This is a genomic window from Pseudomonas sp. SWRI50, assembly GCF_014269095.1.
GTDB lineage: Bacteria > Pseudomonadota > Gammaproteobacteria > Pseudomonadales > Pseudomonadaceae > Aquipseudomonas > Aquipseudomonas kermanshahensis.
Genome location: NZ_JABWRW010000017.1, coordinates 69,392 through 91,145 on the forward strand (window position 1 = coordinate 69,392; position 21,754 = coordinate 91,145).

At 62.9% G+C, this 21,754-nt stretch carries 18 protein-coding genes and 1 pseudogene; 11 read left to right on the plus strand and 8 right to left on the minus strand.

Annotation, left to right across the window (positions count from 1 at the left end):
- Nucleotides 1-22: 22 nt before the first annotated feature.
- From HU750_RS18215 to HU750_RS18225, 3 genes are read right to left on the minus strand one after another with little or no spacing between them, the layout of a single operon-like run.
- Nucleotides 23-1,591 (minus strand): sensor domain-containing diguanylate cyclase, encoded by a 1,569-nt coding sequence (locus HU750_RS18215; protein WP_186681586.1) that lies wholly within the window; start codon nucleotides 1,589-1,591, stop codon nucleotides 23-25.
- Nucleotides 1,592-1,634: 43 nt separating this feature from the next.
- Nucleotides 1,635-2,429, minus strand: a complete 795-nt coding sequence (gene xth / locus HU750_RS18220; RefSeq protein ID WP_186681588.1) for an exodeoxyribonuclease III — start codon at nucleotides 2,427-2,429, stop codon at nucleotides 1,635-1,637.
- Nucleotides 2,426-2,668, minus strand: coding sequence for a hypothetical protein (locus HU750_RS18225; protein ID WP_186681590.1), 243 nt, complete (start codon nucleotides 2,666-2,668; stop codon nucleotides 2,426-2,428). The genes xth and HU750_RS18225 overlap by 4 nt, the downstream gene beginning before the upstream one ends.
- 167 nt (nucleotides 2,669-2,835) lie before the next feature.
- Here HU750_RS18225 and HU750_RS18230 point away from each other — a divergent pair, with 167 nt between their 5' ends.
- Both HU750_RS18230 and HU750_RS18235 read left to right on the plus strand, forming a co-directional pair.
- Entirely contained in the window at nucleotides 2,836-3,336 is a 501-nt protein-coding gene (locus tag HU750_RS18230; protein ID WP_099454097.1) for a DUF4142 domain-containing protein, read from the plus strand.
- Nucleotides 3,337-3,344: 8 nt separating this feature from the next.
- Nucleotides 3,345-3,596, plus strand: coding sequence for a hypothetical protein (locus HU750_RS18235; protein ID WP_099454096.1), 252 nt, complete (start codon nucleotides 3,345-3,347; stop codon nucleotides 3,594-3,596).
- Nucleotides 3,597-3,633: 37 nt separating this feature from the next.
- On the opposite strand, the gene HU750_RS18240 is transcribed toward HU750_RS18235, so the two are convergent.
- The 5 genes from HU750_RS18240 to codB all read right to left on the minus strand — a co-directional run bounded on the left by HU750_RS18240 (nucleotide 3,634) and on the right by codB (nucleotide 8,822).
- Nucleotides 3,634-3,804 carry a DUF6021 family protein gene (locus HU750_RS18240; protein ID WP_172961362.1) on the minus strand — a complete coding sequence of 57 codons (171 nt, stop codon included), beginning with the start codon at nucleotides 3,802-3,804 and terminating at the stop codon, nucleotides 3,634-3,636.
- Between the two features lie 67 nt (nucleotides 3,805-3,871).
- Nucleotides 3,872-4,864, minus strand: coding sequence for a DNA-binding protein (locus HU750_RS18245; protein WP_186681592.1), 993 nt, complete (start codon nucleotides 4,862-4,864; stop codon nucleotides 3,872-3,874).
- 232 nt (nucleotides 4,865-5,096) lie between these two features.
- A complete protein-coding gene (gene codA / locus HU750_RS18250) occupies nucleotides 5,097-6,338 on the minus strand; it encodes a cytosine deaminase (RefSeq protein ID WP_186681594.1) in 1,242 nt (413 codons plus the stop codon).
- A gap of 4 nt (nucleotides 6,339-6,342) precedes the next feature.
- On the minus strand, nucleotides 6,343-7,560 hold the full coding sequence (locus HU750_RS18255) for a PucR family transcriptional regulator ligand-binding domain-containing protein (RefSeq protein ID WP_186681596.1): 1,218 nt from the start codon (nucleotides 7,558-7,560) through the stop codon (nucleotides 6,343-6,345).
- A complete protein-coding gene (gene codB, locus HU750_RS18260) occupies nucleotides 7,557-8,822 on the minus strand; it encodes a cytosine permease (protein ID WP_186681598.1) in 1,266 nt (421 codons plus the stop codon). The genes HU750_RS18255 and codB overlap by 4 nt, the downstream gene beginning before the upstream one ends.
- A 501-nt stretch (nucleotides 8,823-9,323) precedes the next feature.
- Here codB and HU750_RS18265 point away from each other — a divergent pair.
- The 9 genes and pseudogenes from HU750_RS18265 to HU750_RS18305 form a co-directional block, all read left to right on the plus strand.
- Nucleotides 9,324-10,148 (plus strand): class II aldolase/adducin family protein, encoded by an 825-nt coding sequence (locus HU750_RS18265; RefSeq protein ID WP_186681601.1) that lies wholly within the window; start codon nucleotides 9,324-9,326, stop codon nucleotides 10,146-10,148.
- Between the two features lie 10 nt (nucleotides 10,149-10,158).
- Nucleotides 10,159-11,127 carry an ABC transporter substrate-binding protein gene (locus HU750_RS18270; RefSeq protein ID WP_186681603.1) on the plus strand — a complete coding sequence of 323 codons (969 nt, stop codon included), beginning with the start codon at nucleotides 10,159-10,161 and terminating at the stop codon, nucleotides 11,125-11,127.
- 175 nt (nucleotides 11,128-11,302) lie between these two features.
- Nucleotides 11,303-13,741, plus strand: coding sequence for a TonB-dependent receptor plug domain-containing protein (locus HU750_RS18275; protein WP_186681606.1), 2,439 nt, complete (start codon nucleotides 11,303-11,305; stop codon nucleotides 13,739-13,741).
- A 50-nt stretch (nucleotides 13,742-13,791) separates the two neighbouring features.
- Nucleotides 13,792-15,111: an LLM class flavin-dependent oxidoreductase gene (locus HU750_RS18280; protein ID WP_186681608.1), complete on the plus strand. Its 1,320-nt coding sequence runs from the start codon at nucleotides 13,792-13,794 to the stop codon at nucleotides 15,109-15,111.
- A 9-nt stretch (nucleotides 15,112-15,120) separates the two neighbouring features.
- On the plus strand, nucleotides 15,121-16,722 hold the full coding sequence (locus HU750_RS18285; RefSeq protein WP_186681610.1) for an ABC transporter substrate-binding protein: 1,602 nt from the start codon (nucleotides 15,121-15,123) through the stop codon (nucleotides 16,720-16,722).
- A 3-nt stretch (nucleotides 16,723-16,725) separates the two neighbouring features.
- Entirely contained in the window at nucleotides 16,726-17,685 is a 960-nt protein-coding gene (locus HU750_RS18290) for an ABC transporter permease (RefSeq protein WP_186681613.1), read from the plus strand.
- The gene (locus tag HU750_RS18295; protein WP_186681616.1) at nucleotides 17,682-18,521 is read left to right on the plus strand and encodes an ABC transporter permease; all 840 of its coding nucleotides are present in this window, start codon (nucleotides 17,682-17,684) and stop codon (nucleotides 18,519-18,521) included. The genes HU750_RS18290 and HU750_RS18295 overlap by 4 nt, the downstream gene beginning before the upstream one ends.
- Complete coding sequence (locus tag HU750_RS18300; RefSeq protein WP_238348920.1) at nucleotides 18,521-18,883, plus strand: ATP-binding cassette domain-containing protein; 363 nt, start codon at nucleotides 18,521-18,523, stop codon at nucleotides 18,881-18,883. Before HU750_RS18295 ends, HU750_RS18300 begins: the two co-directional genes overlap by 1 nt.
- Nucleotides 18,831-21,635 (plus strand): annotated as a pseudogene (locus HU750_RS18305) (Ig-like domain-containing protein); the annotation flags it as partial. The gene HU750_RS18300 and the pseudogene HU750_RS18305, both read left to right, overlap by 53 nt.
- Between the last annotated feature and the right edge of the window lie 119 nt (nucleotides 21,636-21,754).

The window sequence follows — 21,754 nt, forward strand, 5'->3', positions numbered from 1 at the left end:
CGTGCTCGCCCTTGATGGGCGATCATGGGTCTACACCTGCCGAGGCATTGTTAGCCACGCAGTAACCGTCCCGCCCCTGCCCCTTGGCCTGGTACAACGCGCTATCTGCCGCCGCCATCAGGCGCTCGGGCGTTATGGCTTGCCGAGCCGGGTCGCCGATGGCAATGCCGGCACTGAACGTCACCCGCCCCAAGGGGCTGCCACCGTGCTCGATCACATGGCGGCGCAACACCTGCTGTATTTCCTGCACGATAAGCTCGGCGCCCGGCCCATCGGTGTCGGGCATCAATAGCGTGAACTCCTCGCCACCGAAGCGCACCGCCAGGTCTGCCGGGCGCTTCAACGCCTGTTGCAGCAGCTCGGCGAAACGCCGCAGGCACTCGTCGCCGGCAAGGTGCCCGTAACGGTCGTTGTAAGCCTTGAAGTAGTCGAGGTCGAGCATCACCAGCGCTACTGGGTAACCTTGCCGTCGAGCCCGCCGCACCTCGGGCTCGAACACTGCATCCAGCCGCCGGCGGTTGCCAAGCCCAGTCAGGCTGTCGGTCATGGCCAGGGATTTCAGCGTCTGGTGCGCCTGGTGCAAGGCGCGCTCTATCACAATGCGTTCGCGCAGTTGGCGCAACACTACCCCGCCGAACGCTGCCAACCCCACTAACAACAGCAACAGCACAGCCACTGATTTGATCGCGTCGTGCCGCCAGGGCGCCACTATGGATTCCCGCGACAGGCCAGCCTCTACCACCAACGGGTAACTCGACAGCGCCCGGTAGGCATATAGGCGAGGCGTGCCATCGACTACCGCGACTGCCTCGACCAGCCCTTCATCGGCATAGGGCAAGTGGTTGCGAAAGACTTCGCTGTTGGCCAATGTGCGCCCAACGACCCTCGAAACGAACGGGCGACGGACCAGAATCGTGCCGTCACGTTTGGCCAGCACCAGCGCGCCACGCTCGTCGATCTTGAAATCGCCGTAATAGCGCACGAACCAGTCCACTTTGATCGTGCCCAACAGCACCCCGGCAAAATGCCCGTCGGGGTACTCCAGGCGCCGCGAGATGGGGATGATCAAGTCGCCAGTCGAGCGGCTTCGCACCACCGAACCGATGCGTACCTGCCGGTCGCGATGATTGCGGTGGTAAACGAAATAGTCGCGGTCAGCATTGTTGAGGTTGGGCGGTAGGGTCGCCTGGTCGGTAACCAGCCAGCGGCCATCCGCGCCATACACGAACAGCCCGTGCAACTGCGGCATGAGCGCTTTTTGCCGCGCAAGCAATGCCTGCAGGCGCGGGCGGTTCATATGCTCGAAACCATCGCCCTCCAGGCGCTCGGCCAAGGACGCGCTGACGACATCCACTTGGCGAATGGCGTCCTCGGCGTGTTGCGCCGTCGCCCGAGCCAGGTTGGTCACCATGTTTTCGGCATTGCTGAACGCGTGACGGTAATCACGCCAGATTCGCCAGCCTTCTACCATCACGAAGGCCAGCATCACCACCACCATGAACGCCAGGACCTGGCGGAACAACGCCACAGCGCGGCCCTCGCCCGCTACCGCGAGGTGCCCATCGTCATCCTGTTTCCTGGCTGCGCACATCCTATTCCCTTGTTGTCTCGCGTTCGCCGCTTATGACTATAGTTCAGCGCTGCTTACGCGAAGCCAGCTCGATCCACACCGGTGCATGGTCGCTGGCCTTGGGTTCGTTGCGTACCCAGGCGTCCACGCCTGCAGCCTTTAGGTAAGGCGCAAGTTCAGGGTTGAGCATCACATGGTCGATGCGCAGCCCGGCGTTACGCTGCCAGTGATTGCGAAAATAGTCCCAGAAGGTATAAACCCGCTCGTCAGGGTGCAGGTGGCGCAGCGCATCTGTCCAGCCCTGGTTGAGCAAACGCTGGTAGCAATCGCGGGTCTCAGGTTGCAGCAACGCGTCCTTGAGCCAGGAGCGCGGGTTATAGATGTCGACATCGGTGGGGACGACGTTGAAATCGCCGGCTAACACTGCCGGGTGCCCGCTCTTTTGCAAACTGGCCGCATGGTCGATCAGGCATTGGAACCAGCGCAGTTTATAGTCGAACTTAGGCCCGGGTTGCGGGTTGCCGTTGGGCAGGTAGAGGCAGCCGATGATCAGCCCCTGCACGGCTGCCTCCAGGTAGCGGCTCTGGTCGTCATCCTCCATGCCGGGTAGGCCGCGGCGCACTTCGAGTGGCTCACTGCCACGCGCGAGAATGGCAACGCCGTTCCACGAAGGCTGCCCTTGGTACAAACACCCGTAACCCACCGTTTTTAGCGCTTCACGCGGGAACTGCTGGTCGGGCGCTTTCAGCTCTTGCAGGCAGGCGATGTCAGGCTTCTCTCGCTCTAGCCAGGCGATCAATGCCGGCAATCGGCTGCGAATACCGTTGATATTGAAGGTTGCGATCTTCAGCGCTTTCATGCGTCAGGGTCGTCGATATGCGCCTGTACTGCATCTTCGAGCGCGTTGATGTGTGCCTGGTCGGCCATGGCCTTGAGCTGCAACCAGTCATCCCAGTCGATGGCGCCGTCATCACGCAGGGCTTCGGCCGTGCGCACCAGTTCATGATGATAGGCATCCGGTGACTCGCGCTGGTAACTGACATCGTCATACTGGGCGTACCAAGCCCGCAACTCAGGAATGCTGCGTTCAATGCTCATGTGCGTGGCTCCTCGCTACCCGCTTTGAATGTGTGAGCCTTGCCCTGCGCCAGCGTTCAACCTCACTGAGAAAAGGAGCCGGCCGGCAAACTCTTTAAACCTTTGCCGCCTGCGAGCGCTCAACTGTAAGCGACACTGAAGTCGCGCCAACGGTTAAGGAGTGAAGCATGAGCAATTTATTGATCAAGCGCATCGGGTTGTCGATAGCATTGGGCCTGGCCTCTGTGCATGCGATGGCAGCGAGTTCCGATGATTTCGTTGACGCGGCCACCGAAGCGGGTATTGCGGAGGTGGTGACAGGCAACCTGGCCAAAGAGAAAAGCCAGAGCGCCGATATCAAATCATTCGCACAGCAGATGGTGACTGACCATACCCAGGCCAACCAGAAGCTTGGCGACATTGCCCGTAAACTCGATATTTCTGTCCCGGATGAAGCAGCGCTGACCGACAAGGTCAAGAAGATGATCTTGGAATGGCGTGATGAATCCTTCGACAAGTCTTATATCAACAACCAGGTCGATGCCCATGAGAAGGCCGTCGAACTGTTCAAGAAAGAAGCGGCATCGTCCGATAAGGCTGAACTGAAGGCATTCGCCAGCGCTACGCTGCCTAAACTCGAACAGCACCTGGAGCATGCCAAGGCACTTCAGGCCAAGCACGGTAAGTGAGGCCAGATATGAGTAATGATGCATTGCGCTCGGAAGTGTTGACCCGTCTGCTGCATGCCCACCCCGAGGGGTTGGGCAAGGAGGTGCTGGACAACTACCGCGGTGAAAAAGCGGTGGCCGGCATGTTGAAGACACTCCAGGACCACGGATTGATTCACGATGGCGCCGTTGCCATAGACGGTGATCACCGCATTAGCCTGCAGTATCCGATAAAGCTGTCCGCTTCGGGGGTAGAAGCCGCGAAGCAATTGGCGCGCTAGCCAACGTGAATGCGGGGCCGCTCAGCGGCCCCTTCTCTCATTTATCTTTCTCGACGTCACGCGGGGCGATAGCCGGGCCTTGCGGGTCAACCTGCGGGTCTTCCAAGTCTGGTGAGTCCGGGTCGAACCCCAGGTCTTCCTGTTTGTCACCGTGATCGGAAGAATGAGGCCCCTCTTGCTGTGTGTGCTGCTTTCCAGGCGTTGGCATGGCACTTTCTCCTGTGAATGTATACGGAAGAAAGCATCAGCCCGAGGAAGTTTGATTTATCAGTAGCTCATTTTGCTTGAGTGGCTTCGCTCAATTGCGAGCGAACCGCCTTCAGCGCCTCATCGCGCTCTAGCAGCTCATCCTGCAGACGCTGCACTTGGCGCACCTGTTCGGCATACAGTTCGCGCTTGTCTTCCAGGTTTTGCGTTTGCACATCCAACTGCCGCCGCATTTCCTCGGTCGCCCCTTGGGCTTGAGCCAAAATCGTTCGCAGGCCCTGAATCTGCGCGTCCCGCTGTTCAAGCAGTTCGTCACGTGCCTTGCGTTCGCTGGTGGCCTGGCGATGCTCGCCGAGCAAGCGCTCGTTATCACGGTGCAGGCGGGTCAGTTCGTCCTGCTTGACCATCATGCCCTGCTGCAGTTGCCGTACTTCAACTTGCAACTGTTGCAGTTGCGCCTCGTGGCGGCGCTGGTCCTGCTCGCGCTGTTCGCGGCTGGCGCTGCGGTAGTGCTCCAGGGCATCTCGGGCGTGGCGATGCTTGTCTTCGAGTGACCGCACCTGCTCTTCCTTGTCGTTCAGGCGCAACTGCAACTCGCCCAATGACTGATTGAGGCTGGCACTGCGCAGTTGCTCAGCCTGCAAGGTGCTTTGCGTGGACAGCAGTTTCTCCGATTCGGCAGCCAGTGCCGCGCCCTGGATCTTTTGCTGTTGATGCGCCGCAGCCAGCGCTTCTTGGGCCAGCTGCAATTGTGCTTCGAGCTGTTCGCGTTGCTGGGTGAAAACGCTTTCGGCCTCTTCGATGCGTATATCCGCCTCTTCCTGTAGCTGTGTTGCCACCTGCCCGACAAAACGCCCAAGCGTGTCGCTCAACCCAGGGGCGCCCGCCGTGGCCACGGTTTGCTGGCCATTGAGCTCCTTCAGGTAGCGATGAATCGTGCTTTTCGAGCCGGTGTTGCCCAGCTCGATACGTACCGCATCGATGCTGGGGTTCTCCCCGCGGGCGATCAGCGCCTGACGCGCTTGCTGCACTACCACCTTGTTGATACCGCCCCGGGCCATGCGTGCTCCTACGATTTTGTACTGGAATACGTAATATGTAATTACGTACTAATTTTGACCGTTCATCACCTCTAATTCAAGTGATATCTAACATGGAATAATCACGGCTTATCGCATGTGAAGGGCTGAATAAGCGGTTTTTGACTGGGAAACGCGTACACGAAGCGCAGAAAGCAAAACGCCCCGCCTGGCAAAAGCCAGCGGGGCGTTGCGTTTGCAGCGTGCAGCGGTGTCAGGCCAGGCGTTCGACCTGCGCCGGCGTACGCCGCATCAGCACCTTGCCGTTGCGCACCGACACCAGCGCATGCCCCTGGCTGCGCACCATCTCGTAATCATCCGGCGCCGACAGCAGCAGCAGGTTCGCCGGCCGCCCCACCTCGATGCCATAACGCTCCCCCAGGTTGAGCGTGCGGGCGCTGTTGTCGGTGATCAGGTCCAGGCAGCGTTGCAAGTCTTCGTAGCCGAGCATGTGGCAGATGTGCAGCCCGGCTTCAAGAATGCGCAAGATGTTGCCATTGCCCAACGGGTACCACGGGTCGACGATCGAGTCCTGGCCAAAGCACACGTTCATGCCCGCCCGGTCGATCTCCGCCACGCGGGTCACGCCGCGGCGCTTGGGGTAGCTGTCGAAGCGCCCTTGCAGGTGAATGCTCTCGGTCGGGCACGAGACGAAGTTGATGCCCGACAACTTGAGCAAACGGAACAGCTTGTAGCAGTAGGCGTTGTCGTAGGAGCCCATGGCCACGGTATGGCTGGCCGTGACCCGGGCGCCCATGTCGCGCACCCGCGCTTCTTCGGCCAGCACTTCGAGAAAGCGCGACTGCGGGTCGTCGGTTTCGTCGCAGTGCACGTCCACCAGGCAGCCGGTTCGCTCGGCCAGGTCCATCAGGAACTTGACCGACGACACGCCCTGGTCGCGGGTGTTTTCGAAATGCGGAATACCGCCGACCACGTCGGCGCCGATGGCCACGGCTTCGGTCATCAGCGCCCGCCCGTTGGCATACGACTCGATGCCCTCCTGCGGGAAGGCGACGATCTGCAGGTCGACCAAATGGCGCACCTCCTCACGCACTTCGACCATGGCCTTGAGGGCAGTGAGCTTGGGGTCGGTGACGTCGACATGGGTGCGCACATGCTGGATACCGTGGTCCACCAGCATGTTGATGGTCTTCTTGGCGCGGCCCTTGATGTCTTCGTGGGTGGTGATTTCCTTGCGCTCGGCCCAGCGTTCGATGCCTTCGAACAACGTGCCGCTCATGTTCCACTTCGGCTCGCCGGCCGTCAGGGTGGCATCCAGGTGAATGTGCGGCTCGACAAAGGGCGCTACCACCAGGTTCTGTTTGGCATCCAGGTCATCAGCGCCGCCTGGCGCCACCGGGTCGCCCTGTGGCGTGATGCTGGCGATGCGGTCACCGTTCAGTTCGATGCGAAACAGGCCAGCCTTGCCTCGCAGTTTTGCGTTGATGATGTTCATGGCGTTACTCCTTGCCTTGGGCTTCGGTCATGCGCCACACCAGCATGGCGACCGAAGCATTCATACGGAAAAGCGGGTCGTCCAGCGACTGCCCACTCAGGTGTTCGATGCGTTGAATGCGTTGATTGATGGTATTGCGGTGCAGCCCCAGGCGTTGCGCGGCTTTCAGGCCGTTGCCGTTTTCCTTGAGCAGGGCATCAAGGGTATGCACCAGTGTATTCGGGTGCTTGCGGCCGGGCGCGATCAGCGGCCCTAGTGTCTGGGCAACGAAGTCGTCGATCAACGACCGATCGACGATCCCTTGCAGCAGGCGCAGCACGCCCAGCTCGCTGAAATCGCAATAGCCATTGGCGGGACGCAGGTTTTGCGCCACTTCCAGGGCCTGGCGGGCCTCGTTGAGCGCGCGGCGGTAGTGCGCGCAATCTTCCGCGAGGCTCGACAGCCCCATATAGAGGCCCAACTCCCCTGCCACGCCCGCCAATTGCCGGTGCAGCGCGGCCAGCGTAGCAGGCAAGCCCGGTGCATCGGGCAGCAACAGTACGAACAGGTCACCCGGCAAGTGGGCCGTCACGCTGCCCGGCCAGCTGCGGCACCAGGCCTCCAGCTGGTCTTCAAGGGCTTGGCGAATGCCTTGCCACAAGCGCTCGCCTTGGGCCAGCCCATGGCGCTCGAATACGCCATCGACGCCCGACAAACGCAGCGCCAGCAGGCGTCGCGGCTCGTCCAGCGCCAGGGCCAGGTGCGTTGCCCGTTGCCGGGCGATGGCCAGGCTTGGGTAGTCGCCGGTCAACAGCTGCCCGAGGATGTCGTTGCGCGAGCGGCGCACCTGGGTCATCTGCACCAGGGCCGTGCCGATCAGGTGGGTGACCACGACCATTTTCAGCGCATAGGGCTGCTCAATCAACGGCAAGCCCAGTTGCTCGGCGCGGGCAACCACCGCTGGCGGGATTGCCTGGATGAAAGTGCCGCCAGTGAGGATCACCAAGCCGGCAATACCCTCGGCCTCGCCGTCTTCCACCAGGCTCAGCAGGTTGGCCTCGCCACGCGGGTGGTTGATGCCGGTGACGAACACCAGTTCGCCGCCCATCACCCACTCGGCGATGCCCTCGTTCTCTGCGACGTAAGGCCAGCGCACCCGACGCTGCAGGTTGCGTGCGCCTGCGCGCACGGTCATCTCCTGCAAGCCAGGCAGGTGCAGAATGTCTTCCAGTGCCAGGCTCACGGCTCGACACCGGCCTCGCCCACCACCCGGCGCCGGCCGCTCAGTTCAAGCAAGAGGATGTAGCACAGCGCCGAGGCAGCAATACCTACCAACGGCGCAACCCAGGGCGAGGCATACGCCAGTACCGCGCCGACGGCATAGGCACAAAGCCCCCTCAGGTTGTAACGCGGCAGGGTGGCTGTGGCCAATGCGGGATACTGGCCACGGTGGCGATACCAGAAATCGGCCATGATCACCCCACCTACTGGCGGGATGACCGACCCCAACAGCACCAAAAACGGAATCAGCAATTCGTACATGCCGCCGATCGCCAGCACAATGCCCACCCCTGCCGCCACCAGCGTCGCGGTCCGCCGCCGCTCACTGCGCAGCAGGTGGCAGGCAGCTGCCGACACGTTGTAGATGGTCGGGCCCTGGATGGTCCAAAGGTTCAGGCAGAGCATCACCACCGCCGCGAACGACAGGCCCTGCAGCATCATCACCTCGACGATGTCGGCCTGCTGATACACCATCGCGCACCAGGCACCGGCAACCACCATCAGGCCGTTGCCCAGCAGAAACGCAACGATGCTGGCAACCACCGCCACCCGCCCGCTGCGTGCCAGGCGTGTCCAGTTGGTGGCCTGGGTGGCGCCACTGGCGAAGGTGCCGAAAACCATGGTCACGGCCGCCGAAAAAGTCATGGTCTCGTGTGGCACCACCGCGGCAAGGCCAGCAAAGCCACCGGCATCGTGGGTGGCGATGTACATCGACACCAGCAACAGCACGAACATCAAGGGCACTGATACCCGCGACAACAGGTCCAGCCCTTTGAAGCCGATAATGGCCGTAATACTGAAGCCCAGGCCGAACAGCACCATCAGCGGCACAGTGAAGCCGCTCGCCAGGCCCAACAATTTGACCAGCACGATCGCCACGGTCGCGGTGCCCCAGGCGTACCAGCCCAGTTCAGCGAACCCCAGCAAGAAGTCGGAGAGTCGGCTGCCCGCTTCACCGAAGCAGAAGCGGCCCATCAACACGGTGTTCAGCCCACTGCGTGACGCGATGAACGCGAGGGTTGCGGCGTATAACGCCAACAGCGTGTTGCCGACCGTGGCAACCCACAGCATGTCGACGAAGTTGAAGGCCATGCCCAATTTGCCACCGGCGAACATCGTGCCAGTGAAGAACGTGAAACTGAACAGCACCATGGCTATCGGTAGCAGGCCCTTGCGGGACGACTGCGGGGCTTCGCAAAGCGGGAATTCGGTTGGTGAGCTCATTGCACGGGGCTCCGGGTGGTAGACGGGAGCAGGAAGAGCAATATGCGGGCCGGTTTTACAAGGGATGGAAACCGAAGCGCAACGGGCGAACAGCACAGACAATACTGTGCACTTTGCACATTTAAGCATCGAATGAGTCGAGATGATGTGTGCCAGCTGCCTTGATTTGAGGCATTTACGCACCAAAGGTGAACAGCGCTGAGTAGTTTTCACCCATGCTTCAGCCAGGGCTTTGCCCGTAAGGCCCCGCGTCACGGGCAAGCACACGCCTTACATGCATTATTCAAATATCAGCGCTAATTTTTATTCGTAAAAATAATAATAAAAATAGATCAAAACAGTATTTCTTCCCGCCCCTACCCCCTTGCTACAGTCCCCTCAGACCCGACCCCTCGCATGGTGGAGGCCCCGATTCATCCACCTGCGAACCCTGCCCTTGAAACGGCGGACATGGCAGAACGGATGATCGGCAAACGATCATTTCCTCCGTGAGGTACTGCCATGAGCCAACCTGCTGCGCGCCACAGTGTCGCCCGCCTGCCCAACCTCGACCATCGCCTGCAAATCACCGCTGCGCCCACGTTAAGCGACCCGCTCGCCGAGCGCCTGCACCGCAAGCAGCGCCTTGCAGCGTCCTATCGGCTGTTCGCCGACCTGGGCTTTGAAGTAGGCCTGGCCGGCCATTTTACGGCACGCGACCCGATCGAGACCGACCACTACTGGATCAACCCCTTGGGAGTGCCGTTCTCGCACATCCGCACCCGTGACCTGCTGCGGGTAAACGGCGAAGGCCAGGTGGTCGAAGGTGACGGCCTGCTTAATACCAGCGCCCTTGAGCTGCATTACGCGTTGCAACGCGCCCGGCCTGACGTGGTGGGTATTGCGCACCTGCATGGCTTCCATGGGCGGGTCTGGTCAGCGCTGGGGCGCTTGTTCCAGCCAATCACTGCAGAGTCGTCTGCCTTCGCCGGTGAGCAGGTGCTGTTCGACCGCCACGCCCTGCGCACGCCGGAAGGCGGCCTGCTGCAAGACCGCGACCAAGTGGCACAAGCCTTCGTCGAAACCTTCGCCGACAACAACCTGCTGGTCTGGCAGAACCATGGCCTGTGGACCACGGGCCAGACTGTGGAAAGCGCCGCCTGGCGCTTCATCCTCGCCGACGACAGCGCCCGCGCCCACCTGCTGGCTTACGCTGCCGGCCAACCGCGTATCCCGGACCTGGACGAAGCCCAAGTCGACCCTGCCCAGCGCGAGCTGTTCGGTTGGCTAAACTTCCTGCCGCTGTGGGACCGCATCGTCCAGCAACAACCCGACCTGTTGGACTGAGGCGCACCCCATGGCAATCAGCATCAGCCGCCGCACCTTGCTACGCCACAGCGCCATTGCCGGGCTGGCCGTAGGCTTGGCCCCCGCCCTGGTACGCGCCAATGAAGCCTTGCGGGTTTGGCGCTACAAGGGCCAGGCCGCGAGTTTTCTCGCCGACGCGGGGCAAGCGCAAACACCCTACCCGCTGCACTGGGTAGACGTGCCCGGGGGCGCCATGGTGCTGGAGGCCTTTGCCAGCAACAGCCTCGACTACGCCTTCATGAGCCCGGTGCTACCCCTGTTCGCCAGCGTGGCCGGTAACCCGCTGGTGTTGATCGCCAGCTACCAAGGCGAGCAGAACCGCAGCAGTGTGATCGTCAAACGCAGCAGCGGCATCGCCTCCATCGCTGACCTCAAGGGCAAGCGCGTGAGCTTCGTCCGCGCCACCGACACCCACTACCTGATGCTCAACCTGCTGCGCGACAACGGCCTGACCCTTGCCGATATCCAGGCCAGGCCCATGCCTGCCCGGGATGCGCTGGTGGCATTTCAAAACGGCCACCTGGACGCCATCGTCGCCGGCGGTATCGGTGCCCTGCAAGCGCAGACGGCCATGGATGGCATGGCGCTGGCCGACGCCAGCCCCTATCACTGCGGCAACTACCTGATTGCAACCACCGCCCAGGCGTTGCAGCAGCCGGGCAAACAGGCCGCCATTCGCGACTTTTTGCAGCGCGAAAAAGCCACTTGGGACTGGGTCGAGCACAACCCCCATGAATGGGCTGCACGTAACCATGCCCTTACCGGGATTTCCAGCGACCTCTATTTGCAACAGTTCGCGCAACGTCAGCAGCCCTGTCGGCTATTGCCCGTCAGCGAGGCAGACATCGTTGCCCAGCAACACATCGCCGACCTGTTCCACGACAGTGGGTTGATTCGCCAGGCACTGGATGTGCGGGGCTTCTGGGACGACCGCTTCACCCCCTTGCTCAGCGGCTAGAGACCCGCGCGGCACCCCGCACCGGCGCGCGCCGGACGATTCACAGGCACCTAGCCACGGGAGCAACGGACCTCCTGCGGGCCAGGCTGCGCCTGCACTGCGTGAAACACCTTATGAGAGCCCGTTCGATCGCACATCCAGGGCCTGATCTGCCAATCGAACCCAAGGAACAGTCATGAAGTCTGTGTTTACCTCTTTAACGCTGGCACCCGCCGTATTCGCTGGCTACCTGCTCACCCCCCTGGCCATGGCAGCGGAGGATGATGCCGCCCTCGACACAGTGATCGTCACCGGCTCGCGGGGCAGCGAAGTGCGTACCGTCACCAGCAGCCCGGCACCGATCGACGTCATCGACAGCAAGCAACTGGAGCAAACCGGCGAGTCCAGCCTGCGCGGTGCCCTGCAGAAAACGCTGCCATCGTTTTCCCAGCGCCCTTCCGGTTCGTCCAATGACAGCATCGCCCGCCCCTATAGCTTGCGCGGGCTTAATGGCTCCAACGTACTGGTGCTGGTCAACGGCAAGCGCCGCCACAACAGCGCAGTGATCAACCTCGACTCCACCGCCGCCTACGGGACCAACCCGGTGGACCTGGACATGATCCCCATCAGTGCCATCGACCACGTCGAAGTACTGCGCGACGGCGCCTCGGCGCAGTACGGCTCCGACGCCATCGCCGGGGTGATCAACATCATCCTCAAGCAGCGCGACAACGGCGGATCGGCCAGCACCCAGTACGGCCAATACTATGAGGACGGCGACGGCGGTAACCTGCGCCAAACCCTCAACCAGGGCCTGGCCCTGGGCGACAACGGCGGCTTCTTAAACTATGCGTTGGACGCCAAGTCGGTCCAGACCGCCACCCGCTCACGCGCCGCCACCGGCAACCTGTATTTCGCCGGCGACCCCCGCAACGACACCGCCGACCGCGAAGTGCAAAAAAACGGCCTGCCCAAGATCAAGGCCATCAACCTGTCGTATAACGCCGAACTGCCGGTGAGCGACGCGCTGACCCTGTATTCCTTCTCGACCTTCAGCAAGCGTGATGCCCGCGGCGGGCAAAACTACCGCCGGCCCAATTCCACCAACATCATCCCCGAGATCTACCCGGACGGCACCGCCCCCTTCTACACCCTGGAAGAAACCGACTACCAGGCAGCCGCCGGTGGCAAGGGTGAGTTCGCCGAATGGCACTGGGACCTGAGCTCCACCTTCGGCCGCGACAAAGGCCAAGCCGGTGCCGACGAGACCCTCAACGCCTCGCTCGGCCCGACCAGCCCGACCCGCTTCGACACCTATACCAATACCTTCGACCAGTGGACCAACAACCTCGACCTGACCCGCGCCTTCGAGGTTGGCTTGGCCAAGCCCTTGCAGGTTTCCTGGGGCCTGGAACACCGCCACGAACGTTACAAGACCGAGTCCGACGACCCGCTCTCGTACATCAACGGCGGCTACTTCTACCCCAGCGGCCCCTTGGCAGGCCAACCGGCAGCGGTGGGCGCCCAAGGCGCCATTACCCTGACCCCGGAAGATGAAGGCCAACTCAGCCGCAACAGCTACGCCAGCTACCTCGACCTGGGCCTGACCCCGACGGAAAAACTCTGGCTCGGCGTGGCCGCGCGCTTCGAAAAATACGATGACAGCAGCGGCAATACCCGCAGCGGCAAGTTTTCCGCACGGTACGACTTCACCCCAACCTTTGCCCTGCGCGGCACCCTCAGCAACGGCTTTCGCGCCCCGTCGCTGTCGCAGTCGGTCTACGCCCAGACCGCCAACCAGTACACCACCGTCGACGGTGTGGCGCAGTTCGTCGAAGCCAAGACCGTGCGGGTTGATTCGCCGTTGGCCAAAGCCCTGGGCGCCGAAGACCTCAGCCCGGAAAAGTCACGCAACATCAGCCTCGGCCTGACCTGGCAACCCTTGCCGCAGGCCAGCGTGACCCTGGATGCCTACCAGATCGAAATCCGCGACCGCATTGCATTGACGGGCTTTCTTTATGGCAACGGCGTCGATCAGCAACTGGTCGCCAACGGCTACAAGCCAGGCTACCGCGTCAAGTACTTCACCAACGCAGCTGACACCACCACCCGTGGCGTCGACCTGGTGGCCGACTACCGCGTCGACTATGGGCGCTTTGGCCGGGTCAAGTACGGCCTGGGGGTCAACTACAACAAGACCATCATCGACGACATCAAGCAGACACCGGCATCGCTGCGCGCCGCAGGCAACAACCTCGAACTGTTCGACCGCGTCGCCCAGGGTTACCTGACCGTGGCCAACCCCAAGACCAAGCTGATGCTCAGCGCCAACTGGCAGATCGAGCGCTTCACCATCAACGCCGGCCTGACCCGCTACGACAAAGTCATCGCCCGCGACGCCAACCCCGATTATGACGTGACCTACGGCGCCAAGTGGCTGACTGACCTGGAAGTCGCCTACGCCCTGACCGACCACTTCGATGTCGCCGTGGGTGCCAACAACCTGTTCGACGTGCGTGCCGACAACAACGGCTACCCCGCCGGCGATACCAATGGCTTCCCCAAGTTCGGTGCCATTTCGCCGTTCGACCCTTACGGCGGCTTCTGGTACACGCGCATCGCCTACAACTTCTGACCCTACCTACACAGCGCCCGCCGTGTGTGGCGGGCGCCAGGAGAAACACCATGAGCCACGGCCCGTTCATACTCGGCGCGTTCATCCCCGGCACCCTCAGCGGCAGCGCCTGGCGCCTACCGGAGGCACCGCTCGATACCTTCAAGAGCCTGGAGCATTACCAATACATTGCCCGCAAGCTGGAAGCCGGGCGGTTTCACGCGCTTTTTTTCAACGACACCCTCGACGTCAAACTCGACCTGGCCCTGCAGCGTGGCCCCAACAGCGTGCGTTGGGACCCTTTGATCCTTGCCCCGGCGCTGGCCGCCAGCACCCGCCATATCGGCCTGATCGCCACGGCCAGCAGTACTTATAACGAGCCCTACAACATCGCCCGCAAATACGCTGCACTGGACCACCTGAGCGGAGGCCGAGCCGGCTGGAACCTGGTGACGTCGCTGGGCGGCGGCGAAAACTTCAACCGCCAGGAGCACGTCGAACACGATGACCGCTACGCCCGTGCCGAAGAGTTCTACGACGTGGTCAGCGGCCTGTGGGACAGCTGGGCCGACGATGCGTTTGTCCAGGACAAGGCCACTGGTACCTGGCTGGACATCGACAAACTGCATGTGCTCGAACATCAAGGCGAACACTTCCAAGTGCGCGGGCCGCTCAACGTGGCGCGATCGCCGCAAGGTCATCCGGTTGTCGCCCAGGCCGGCGCTTCTGTGGCTGGCAAGCGGCTGGCAGCGCGGGTTGGCGAATTGATCTTCACCGCCCAGCACACCATCGCCCAAGGCCAGGCGTTCTACCAGGAGACCAAGCAGGCCGCCGCCGGTTTTGGGCGCCGTGCCGATGCACTGAAAGTGTTGCCGGGCGTCTCGCCGGTAGTGGGCAAGACACAGGCTGAAGCCCAGGGCAAGTACGACCGCCAGCAAGAACTGCTGGAGCCCAAAGCCTTTCTCAGTTCCATCTCGCGTTTCGCCAGCCTCGGCTACGACCTCTCGGAGTTGCCCTTCGACGAAGCAGTGCCCCTGCCCCCAGAGACTTTCACCACCAACACCCACCAGAGCCGGCAAAAGCTGGTGTTCGACCTGATCCGCCGCGAGCGGCCGACCGTGCGTCAACTGTTCAACCAACTCACCTCCGGCGGCCATCGCATCCTGATCGGCACCCCGCAGAGCATCGCCGACGACCTGCAGGCCTGGTACGAAGCCGGCGCCGCCGATGGCTTCAACATCATGTTCAGCGGCCTGCACTCAGCCATCGATGACTTCGTAGATGGCGTGATCCCAGAGCTGCAACGCCGCGGCCTGTTCCAGCGCGAATACGCCGGCACCACCCTGCGGCAAAACCTAGGCCTGCCTTACCGCGCCAACCGCTTCTTTTAAGGAGAGCCCATGTTCCGACCCCTGGCGACACTGAGCCTGGCCATCGCCCTGAGCCTGGCCGGCTGCGATGGTAAAAGCGTGCAGCAGGCCAACACGGGCGCCCCGGCGCAGCCGCAGCATGGCGGCGTGCTGCGGGTGGCGTTCGACGGCGACCCCAACTGCATCGACCCGCAACAGGCGGGCAACAACACCGCCCTCAACGTTGGCCGGCAACTGGTGGACTCGCTGACCGACCAAGACCCGCAGACCGCCGAGATAGTGCCCTGGCTGGCCGAGCGCTGGGAAGTCAGCGACGACTCGCGCCAGTTCACCTTTCACCTGCGTGAAGGGGTGACCTTCAGCGACGGCAGCGTGCTGGACGCCGCAGCGGTCAAGGCCAATTTCGAGGCCATCGTCGCCCTCGGTGCCCAGGCACAACTGGCCAGCACTTACTTGGCTGGCCTTGAAACCGTCGAAGTCATTGGGCCGCTGAGCGTGCGCATCCGCTTCAAACAGGCCAACGCGCAGTTCCTTCAGGCGACCTCGACCATGAGCCTGGGGCTGCTGGCACCCAGTACCCTGGCACGTAGCGCCGAACAACGCTGTCAGGGCGCCTTGGTGGGCTCCGGGCCATTCAACGTAAAAAGCTTCGAGCACAACCGCCTGGTGCGCATCGAGGCCCGCGCCGATTACGCCTGGCCGTCTTCGCTGGCCGAACACAAGGGCCGTGCCTGGCTGGAGGCTATCGAGTTTCACATCCTGCCCGAGTCCGGTGTGCGCCTGGGCAGCCTGCTGTCCGGGCAAATCGACGTGAACACCAGCGTGCCGGTACAGGACGAAGCGGTGCTGCAGGCCCAGGGTATTGCGTCCATCGCGCGGTCCAACCCAGGCATCGTCTTCAACCTGACGCCCAACGAGTCCCGCCCGCCGCTGGACGATGCCAAGGTGCGTCAGGCACTGAACAAGGCGATCGACCGCAGCCAGTTCAAGGGCGTGATCTCCCGCTACCAGAAACCAGCAAGTTCCGTGCTCGCCAGTAGCACGCCCTACTACCAGGACCTAAGCGCGGTGCTCGCCTACGACCCACAAGGTGCCGGCCAATTGCTGGACAGCGCCGGCTGGCACAAGGGCGCCGACGGTTGGCGGCAGCGTGAAGGCAAGCGCTTGAGCTTTGCCCTCGACTACTGGCAGGCCAGCACACCGGTGCTGGAATTGGTACAGCAGCAACTGCGCCAGGCCGGCATCGAGCTGCGCCTGAACAAGTCCACCATCGGCCAAGTCAGCCTGCTGCAGGCATCGCTGAACTACGAACTGTGGTTCTTCAACCTGACCCGCGCCGACCCGGACGTGCTGCGCACGGTGTTCCTCGCCAGCGGGCGCAACGTCAACGTGCGAGGCCCGCTGGCACTGGACCAGACCCTGATCGATTCGGCCGCCAGCCTCGATGTGCAAAGGCGCGGAGCGTTGATCCACCAGGCCAGCCGCGAGCTGCTCGAGCAGGGCCACGTGATCCCGCTGGTCGAGGCCGCTACGGTCACGGCGTTCCGCGATGCGGTGCGCGGCCTGCATTACGAGGCCTCGACCCGCTTGCAGTTCTACGACACCTGGCTGGCACAGCCGGGGAGTCACTGACCGATGAACGCCCTGAACCATCACCCCGCGCACCTGTGGCGCCTGGCCCAGTCACTGCTGGTGCTGTGGGCAGCGTTTAGCCTGTCGTTTGCCATCCTTTATGGGCTGCCCGGTGACCCGGTAGCGATCCTGCTGGCGCAAAGCGGCGAACCGGGCTCGGCAGACCCGGTCAAGGTCGCTGAGCTGCGCGCTCGCTATCACCTCGACGGCAGCCTCTGGCAGCAGTACACCGGTGCCCTGTGGCGGTTGCTGCAGCTAGACCTGGGTACTTCGCTGCAGACCGGCAAGCCGGTCAACGCAGCCCTTGCAGCGGCATTGCCGGCCACGCTGGCGTTGGCCTTGACGGCGCTTGGCCTGGCGCTGCCACTGGGCATCTGCCTAGCGCTCGCGGCCCATCGCGTGCGCCAGCGACCGTTGCAGAGCGTGCTGCACAATGCCCCCGCTGTGGTGGTGTCGCTGCCGACCTTCTGGGTCGGGCTGGTGCTGCTGCAACTGTTTTCCTTTCAACTGCACTGGTTGCCGGCCATGGGTGGGCAAGGCCTGGCCAGCCTGGTTCTGCCGGCCGTGACCTTGGCCCTGCCGTGCGCGGCGATGATCGCCCAGGTGCTTGGCCGCTCGATCGTCACGGTCAGCCAACAGCCCTTTGTTCAGGCCCTGCGCAGCAAGGGTGTCGGGCCATGGCGGCTGCTTGGCGGGCATATTCTGCACAACGCAGCGATCCCCTTGCTGAGCCTGGCCGGCACCCTGCTGGGCAATCTGCTGGCCGGCGCGGTGGTGACTGAAACCGTGTTCTCCCGTGATGGCATCGGGCGCTTGGCCCAAGGTGCTGTTGCCAGCCAGGACATCGCTGTGGTCCAGGGCGTAGTACTGCTGGCCGCCGCCTTGTACGTGCTGACCAACGTGCTGACCGACCTGGCCTACCCGTTGCTCGACCCCCGTATCCGCCAAGGAAGCCGCCTATGATCCTGCAACCTGCCTACCGCTTGGCACGCCCGGTGCGCTGGCCCAGCCTGCCACTGACGCTGAGCGTGGCCTTGTTCATCGTGGTGCTGGGCTGGGCCTTCTGGCCGAACCTGTTCAGCAGCGCCGACCCGCTGCTGGCTGACCCACGCCAGGCCCTGCAAGCCCCCTCCGCCGACCACTGGTTCGGCACGGACCACCTGGGCCGCGACCTGTATGCGCGTTGTGTGCATGGCGCGGCACTGTCGCTGCAGGCCACCAGCATCGCGGTACTGATCGCCCTGGTCGCCGGCAGCCTGCTGGGGGGCATTGCCGGCTGGTTCGGTGGCGTCGCCGACCGGCTGCTGGTGATGGGGGTGGAAGTCCTGATGGCGATTCCTGCCTTGTTGTTGGCGATGGCCATCGTCACCGCCCTGGGTTTCGGCACGCTGGAAATCGCCCTCGCCGTGGGGCTTTCCTCGGTGGCGATGTTCGCCCGCCTCGCCCGTGGCGAAGTCTTGCGCTGGCGCCGCCGCAGCTTTGTCGAAGCGGCGCAGGTGGCCGGGGTTGGCAGTTGGACCAACCTTTGCCGCCACGTGCTGCCACATGCCGCGGGGCCGTTGCTGGCCCTGGCCGCACTGGAATTCGCCAGCGCTGTGCTGGCCGTCTCGGCGCTTAGCTTTCTGGGCTTCGGCGCGCCGCCGCCCCAGCCGGAATGGGGCTTGCTGATCGCCGAGGGGCGCAACTACATGGTCGTCGCCTGGTGGTACACCACCTTGCCGGGCCTGGTGGTGGCTGCGGTGGTCCTGGCTACTCAACACCTGGCGCGTAGCCTGCAACAACTTCAAGGAGCAGCGTGATGAGTTCGCCACTGGTTCGTATCCGCCAGTTCCGCGTCGACTACCCCGGCAGCCAACAACCCGCCGTACAGGCGTTGGACCTGGAGATTGGCGCGGGCGAAATCGTCTGCCTGGTCGGCGAGTCCGGCTCAGGCAAGTCCACCACCGCTGCCGCCCTGGCGGGTCTGCTGCCGGCTACAGCACGGCAAAACGGCCAACTGTGGCTGCAGGGCCAGGCACTCGACACCTTCAATGAGCGCGACTGGCAAACCCGTCGTGGCCGGCTGGTCGGCTTCGTGCCACAAGACCCAGGTACGTCGCTGGACCCGGAAGGCGCAGATCGAGATGTTTCTCAACCGCCACCCGGTCGGCTCGCCGGCTGAAGGCCGCCCCCCAGGAAAAGGCTGGTCCCATCAGCGTTGGAACGAGTTCTACCCTCAGGCTGCGTTCAAGACCGCCCAAGCTGGCGCACGCATCAACCTAGGGTTGCGTGACCGCAAGCAAATGCACAACTATGCGGTCGGCGAGTTCGCGCCGGGCGGGCTGTACTACCAGACCTCGGACATCCCCACCACGTTGGGCACCACCAAGGGCATCGACACCCGCTTCCACCCAAGTTTCCCTCTACAAAACCACAAATCGCTGTGGACCTTCGACGGCACCTTCCCGCCCAAGCTGCTGATGGTCCGCTATGGTCAGCCGATCTTGATGCGCCATTACAACGCCTTGCCGATCGACCCGTCGGCCAACGGCGGCTTTGGCCTGCACACCATCTCCACCCACGAGCACAACGGCCACTCCCCGGCCGAAAGCGATGGCTTTGCCAACGCCTACTTCTTTCCCGGCCAGTACTACGACTACCGGTGGCCGGTGCAGTTGGCCGGTTACGACACCATCAACACCCGCGCCCAGGACCCGCGCGCGGCGTTCCCCTGCTCACCGGGCGAAACGCTGTACGTCAACGACGCCTCGCCGGGCCTTAAAACCTGCGAAAACGGCAGCATCAAGATTCGTGGCGACTGGCGCGAAACCATGAGTACCCATTGGTTCCACGACCACATGATGGATTTCACGGCGCAGAACGTCTACAAAGGCAACGCCGTGATGATGAACTACTACAGCGCCCTGGACCGCGGCAACGAGGCCCTGCAGGATGGCGTCAACCTGCGCTTCCCCAGTGGTTCGGCCATGCCGTGGGGCAACCGCGACTACGACGTCAACCTGGTGATTGCCGACAAAGCCTGGGATGCCAACGGCCAATTGTGGTTCAACCCGTTCAACACCGACGGCTTCCTCGGCGACCAGATCCTGGTCAACTGGCAGTACCAACCCAAGCTGAAAGTACGGGCGCGTAGCTACCGTTTCCGCATCCTCAATGGGTCGGTGTCGCGCTACTTCAAATTTGCCGTGGTGCGTGAAATCGCTGGCAGCAGTGGCGAATTCAAGGGGCCGACTGGCTCCAATGTGTCGTATGCCCGCGTGCCGTTCCACATGATCGCCAACGACGGCAACATCATGGAACATGCCGTGCCATTCGACGGCACCCTGGACCTCAACGGTGACGGTGACCTCAAGGACAACAACGGCATTCTGCCGCTGCAAGCCATCGCCGAGCGTTACGACATCATCATCAACTTCGCCAAGAACGGCATCAAGGCAGGCGACAAGCTGTACTTCGTCAACCTGATGGAACACCAGTCAGGCAAGGGCCCGAACCAGGCTATTTCGCTGGCGGACGTGCTGTCGGAGAAATACAAGGCGGTCATCAAGCAGACCAGCAAGGGCCCGCAGTGGGACCAAGGCGACCCGGTGGTGGGCAAGTTCCTGCAACTGTTGGTGCAACCCTACAGCGGCCAGGACCTGAGCATGGACCCAGTCGCTTATGAACCGGCCAAGCCGGGCAAGGCCGCAGGCCTGAAGATGATCCCGCTGACCCTCGACCGCAACGCTGTGGCCGACCAGGCCAAGCTCAAGGATGCCCGCCACCGCGAGTTCATCTTCGGCCGTTCAGACGGCACCGACACCGACCCTTGGACCATCAAGACCGATGGCGGCTTCGGCTACAGCATGGACCCACGTCGCATCAACGCAGCGCCGCAACTGGCCAGCGAAGCCACCCAAGGCGGCTTTAGCGGCGACGGCACCCTGGAAGTGTGGAAGATCAAGAACGGCGGCAACGGCTGGAGCCACCCGGTGCATGTGCACTTCGAGGAAGGCATCGTGCTCAGCCGCGACGGCAAGGCACCGCCAGAGTGGGAAAAGTGGGCGCGTAAGGACGTCTACCGCATCGGGCCGGATGCCGATTCGTCGGAAGAAGTGGAAATGGCCATCCGCTTCCGCGAGTTTGCCGGCACCTACATGGAGCACTGCCACAACACCCAGCACGAAGACTCGTCGATGCTGCTGCGCTGGGACCTGGAACACCCTGGCCAGTTCCAGGTGATGCCTACCCCGTTGCCGGGTTGGGACGGTGTGGAATATGTCGCTTCTGTAGGCCTACCGACTTTCCGTACGTCTGGCCACAATGATAACGACGATACCAACAAGCCACCGGTTGCGGTCAACGACAGTGCTGCCACCATGGCCGGCAAGGCGATCACGCTCAATGTGCTGGCCAATGACACCGACCCCGAGCGCAACCTGCCCTTGACCGTCATTGGCCTCAGCCAGCCGGATTCGGGCATGGGTACCACCAGCACCGACGGCACCACGGTGACCTACACCCCACCGGCCACCGTCGCCAAACCGTTTACCGCCAGCTTCAACTACTCGGCGCGCGACGCCAAGGGTGCCGAGTCGGTCGCCCCGGCGGCGGTCAGCATCGCGGTGAGCCCGGCAGTACCGGTCGACAACATCCAGGTCAGCAGTGCCTCGGTGCAAGTACGCAGCGGCAACCGCTACACCTGGGAGTTGGCGGGCACCACCTCGGTGGCTACCGGCAATGCCATCAACGTGACGGTGGCCACCACCAGCGGGCCGTTGAACCTGGGTGCTGCCACGCTGACCGCGGCCACCACAGGTGCCCGTTGGAGGTTGTCGGCCACCACTACCGGCAACGGGCCAGCAACACCGGCGACAGCGACCGTGACGTCGACGCTGGGGCAAAGCGTGACAGCGCCAATCAGCATCAAGTAGGCAAATCAGCTGTAGGAGCAGCCTTGTGCTGCGAAGAGGCCAGTGACAACACAATGCAATTTCGGTGCTTTCACTGGCCTTTTCGCAGCGCAAGGCTGCTCCTACAACGGTTTGTGTAG

Bases quoted from the DNA above. Each gene is read 5' to 3' on its own strand.
- codA (WP_186681594.1), bottom strand. From the start codon at position 6,338: ATGAACATCATCAACGCAAAACTGCGAGGCAAGGCTGGCCTGTTTCGC.
- HU750_RS18280 (WP_186681608.1), top strand. From the start codon at position 13,792: ATGAGCCACGGCCCGTTCATACTCGGCGCGTTCATCCCCGGCACCCTC.
- HU750_RS18270 (WP_186681603.1), top strand. From the start codon at position 10,159: ATGGCAATCAGCATCAGCCGCCGCACCTTGCTACGCCACAGCGCCATT.
- HU750_RS18245 (WP_186681592.1), bottom strand. From the start codon at position 4,864: ATGGCCCGGGGCGGTATCAACAAGGTGGTAGTGCAGCAAGCGCGTCAG.
- HU750_RS18290 (WP_186681613.1), top strand. From the start codon at position 16,726: ATGAACGCCCTGAACCATCACCCCGCGCACCTGTGGCGCCTGGCCCAG.
- HU750_RS18295 (WP_186681616.1), top strand. From the start codon at position 17,682: ATGATCCTGCAACCTGCCTACCGCTTGGCACGCCCGGTGCGCTGGCCC.
- xth (WP_186681588.1), bottom strand. From the start codon at position 2,429: ATGAAAGCGCTGAAGATCGCAACCTTCAATATCAACGGTATTCGCAGC.
- HU750_RS18285 (WP_186681610.1), top strand. From the start codon at position 15,121: ATGTTCCGACCCCTGGCGACACTGAGCCTGGCCATCGCCCTGAGCCTG.
- HU750_RS18230 (WP_099454097.1), top strand. From the start codon at position 2,836: ATGAGCAATTTATTGATCAAGCGCATCGGGTTGTCGATAGCATTGGGC.
- HU750_RS18240 (WP_172961362.1), bottom strand. From the start codon at position 3,804: ATGCCAACGCCTGGAAAGCAGCACACACAGCAAGAGGGGCCTCATTCT.
- HU750_RS18300 (WP_238348920.1), top strand. From the start codon at position 18,521: ATGAGTTCGCCACTGGTTCGTATCCGCCAGTTCCGCGTCGACTACCCC.
- HU750_RS18265 (WP_186681601.1), top strand. From the start codon at position 9,324: ATGAGCCAACCTGCTGCGCGCCACAGTGTCGCCCGCCTGCCCAACCTC.
- HU750_RS18215 (WP_186681586.1), bottom strand. From the start codon at position 1,591: ATGTGCGCAGCCAGGAAACAGGATGACGATGGGCACCTCGCGGTAGCG.
- HU750_RS18275 (WP_186681606.1), top strand. From the start codon at position 11,303: ATGAAGTCTGTGTTTACCTCTTTAACGCTGGCACCCGCCGTATTCGCT.
- HU750_RS18225 (WP_186681590.1), bottom strand. From the start codon at position 2,668: ATGAGCATTGAACGCAGCATTCCTGAGTTGCGGGCTTGGTACGCCCAG.
- codB (WP_186681598.1), bottom strand. From the start codon at position 8,822: ATGAGCTCACCAACCGAATTCCCGCTTTGCGAAGCCCCGCAGTCGTCC.
- HU750_RS18235 (WP_099454096.1), top strand. From the start codon at position 3,345: ATGAGTAATGATGCATTGCGCTCGGAAGTGTTGACCCGTCTGCTGCAT.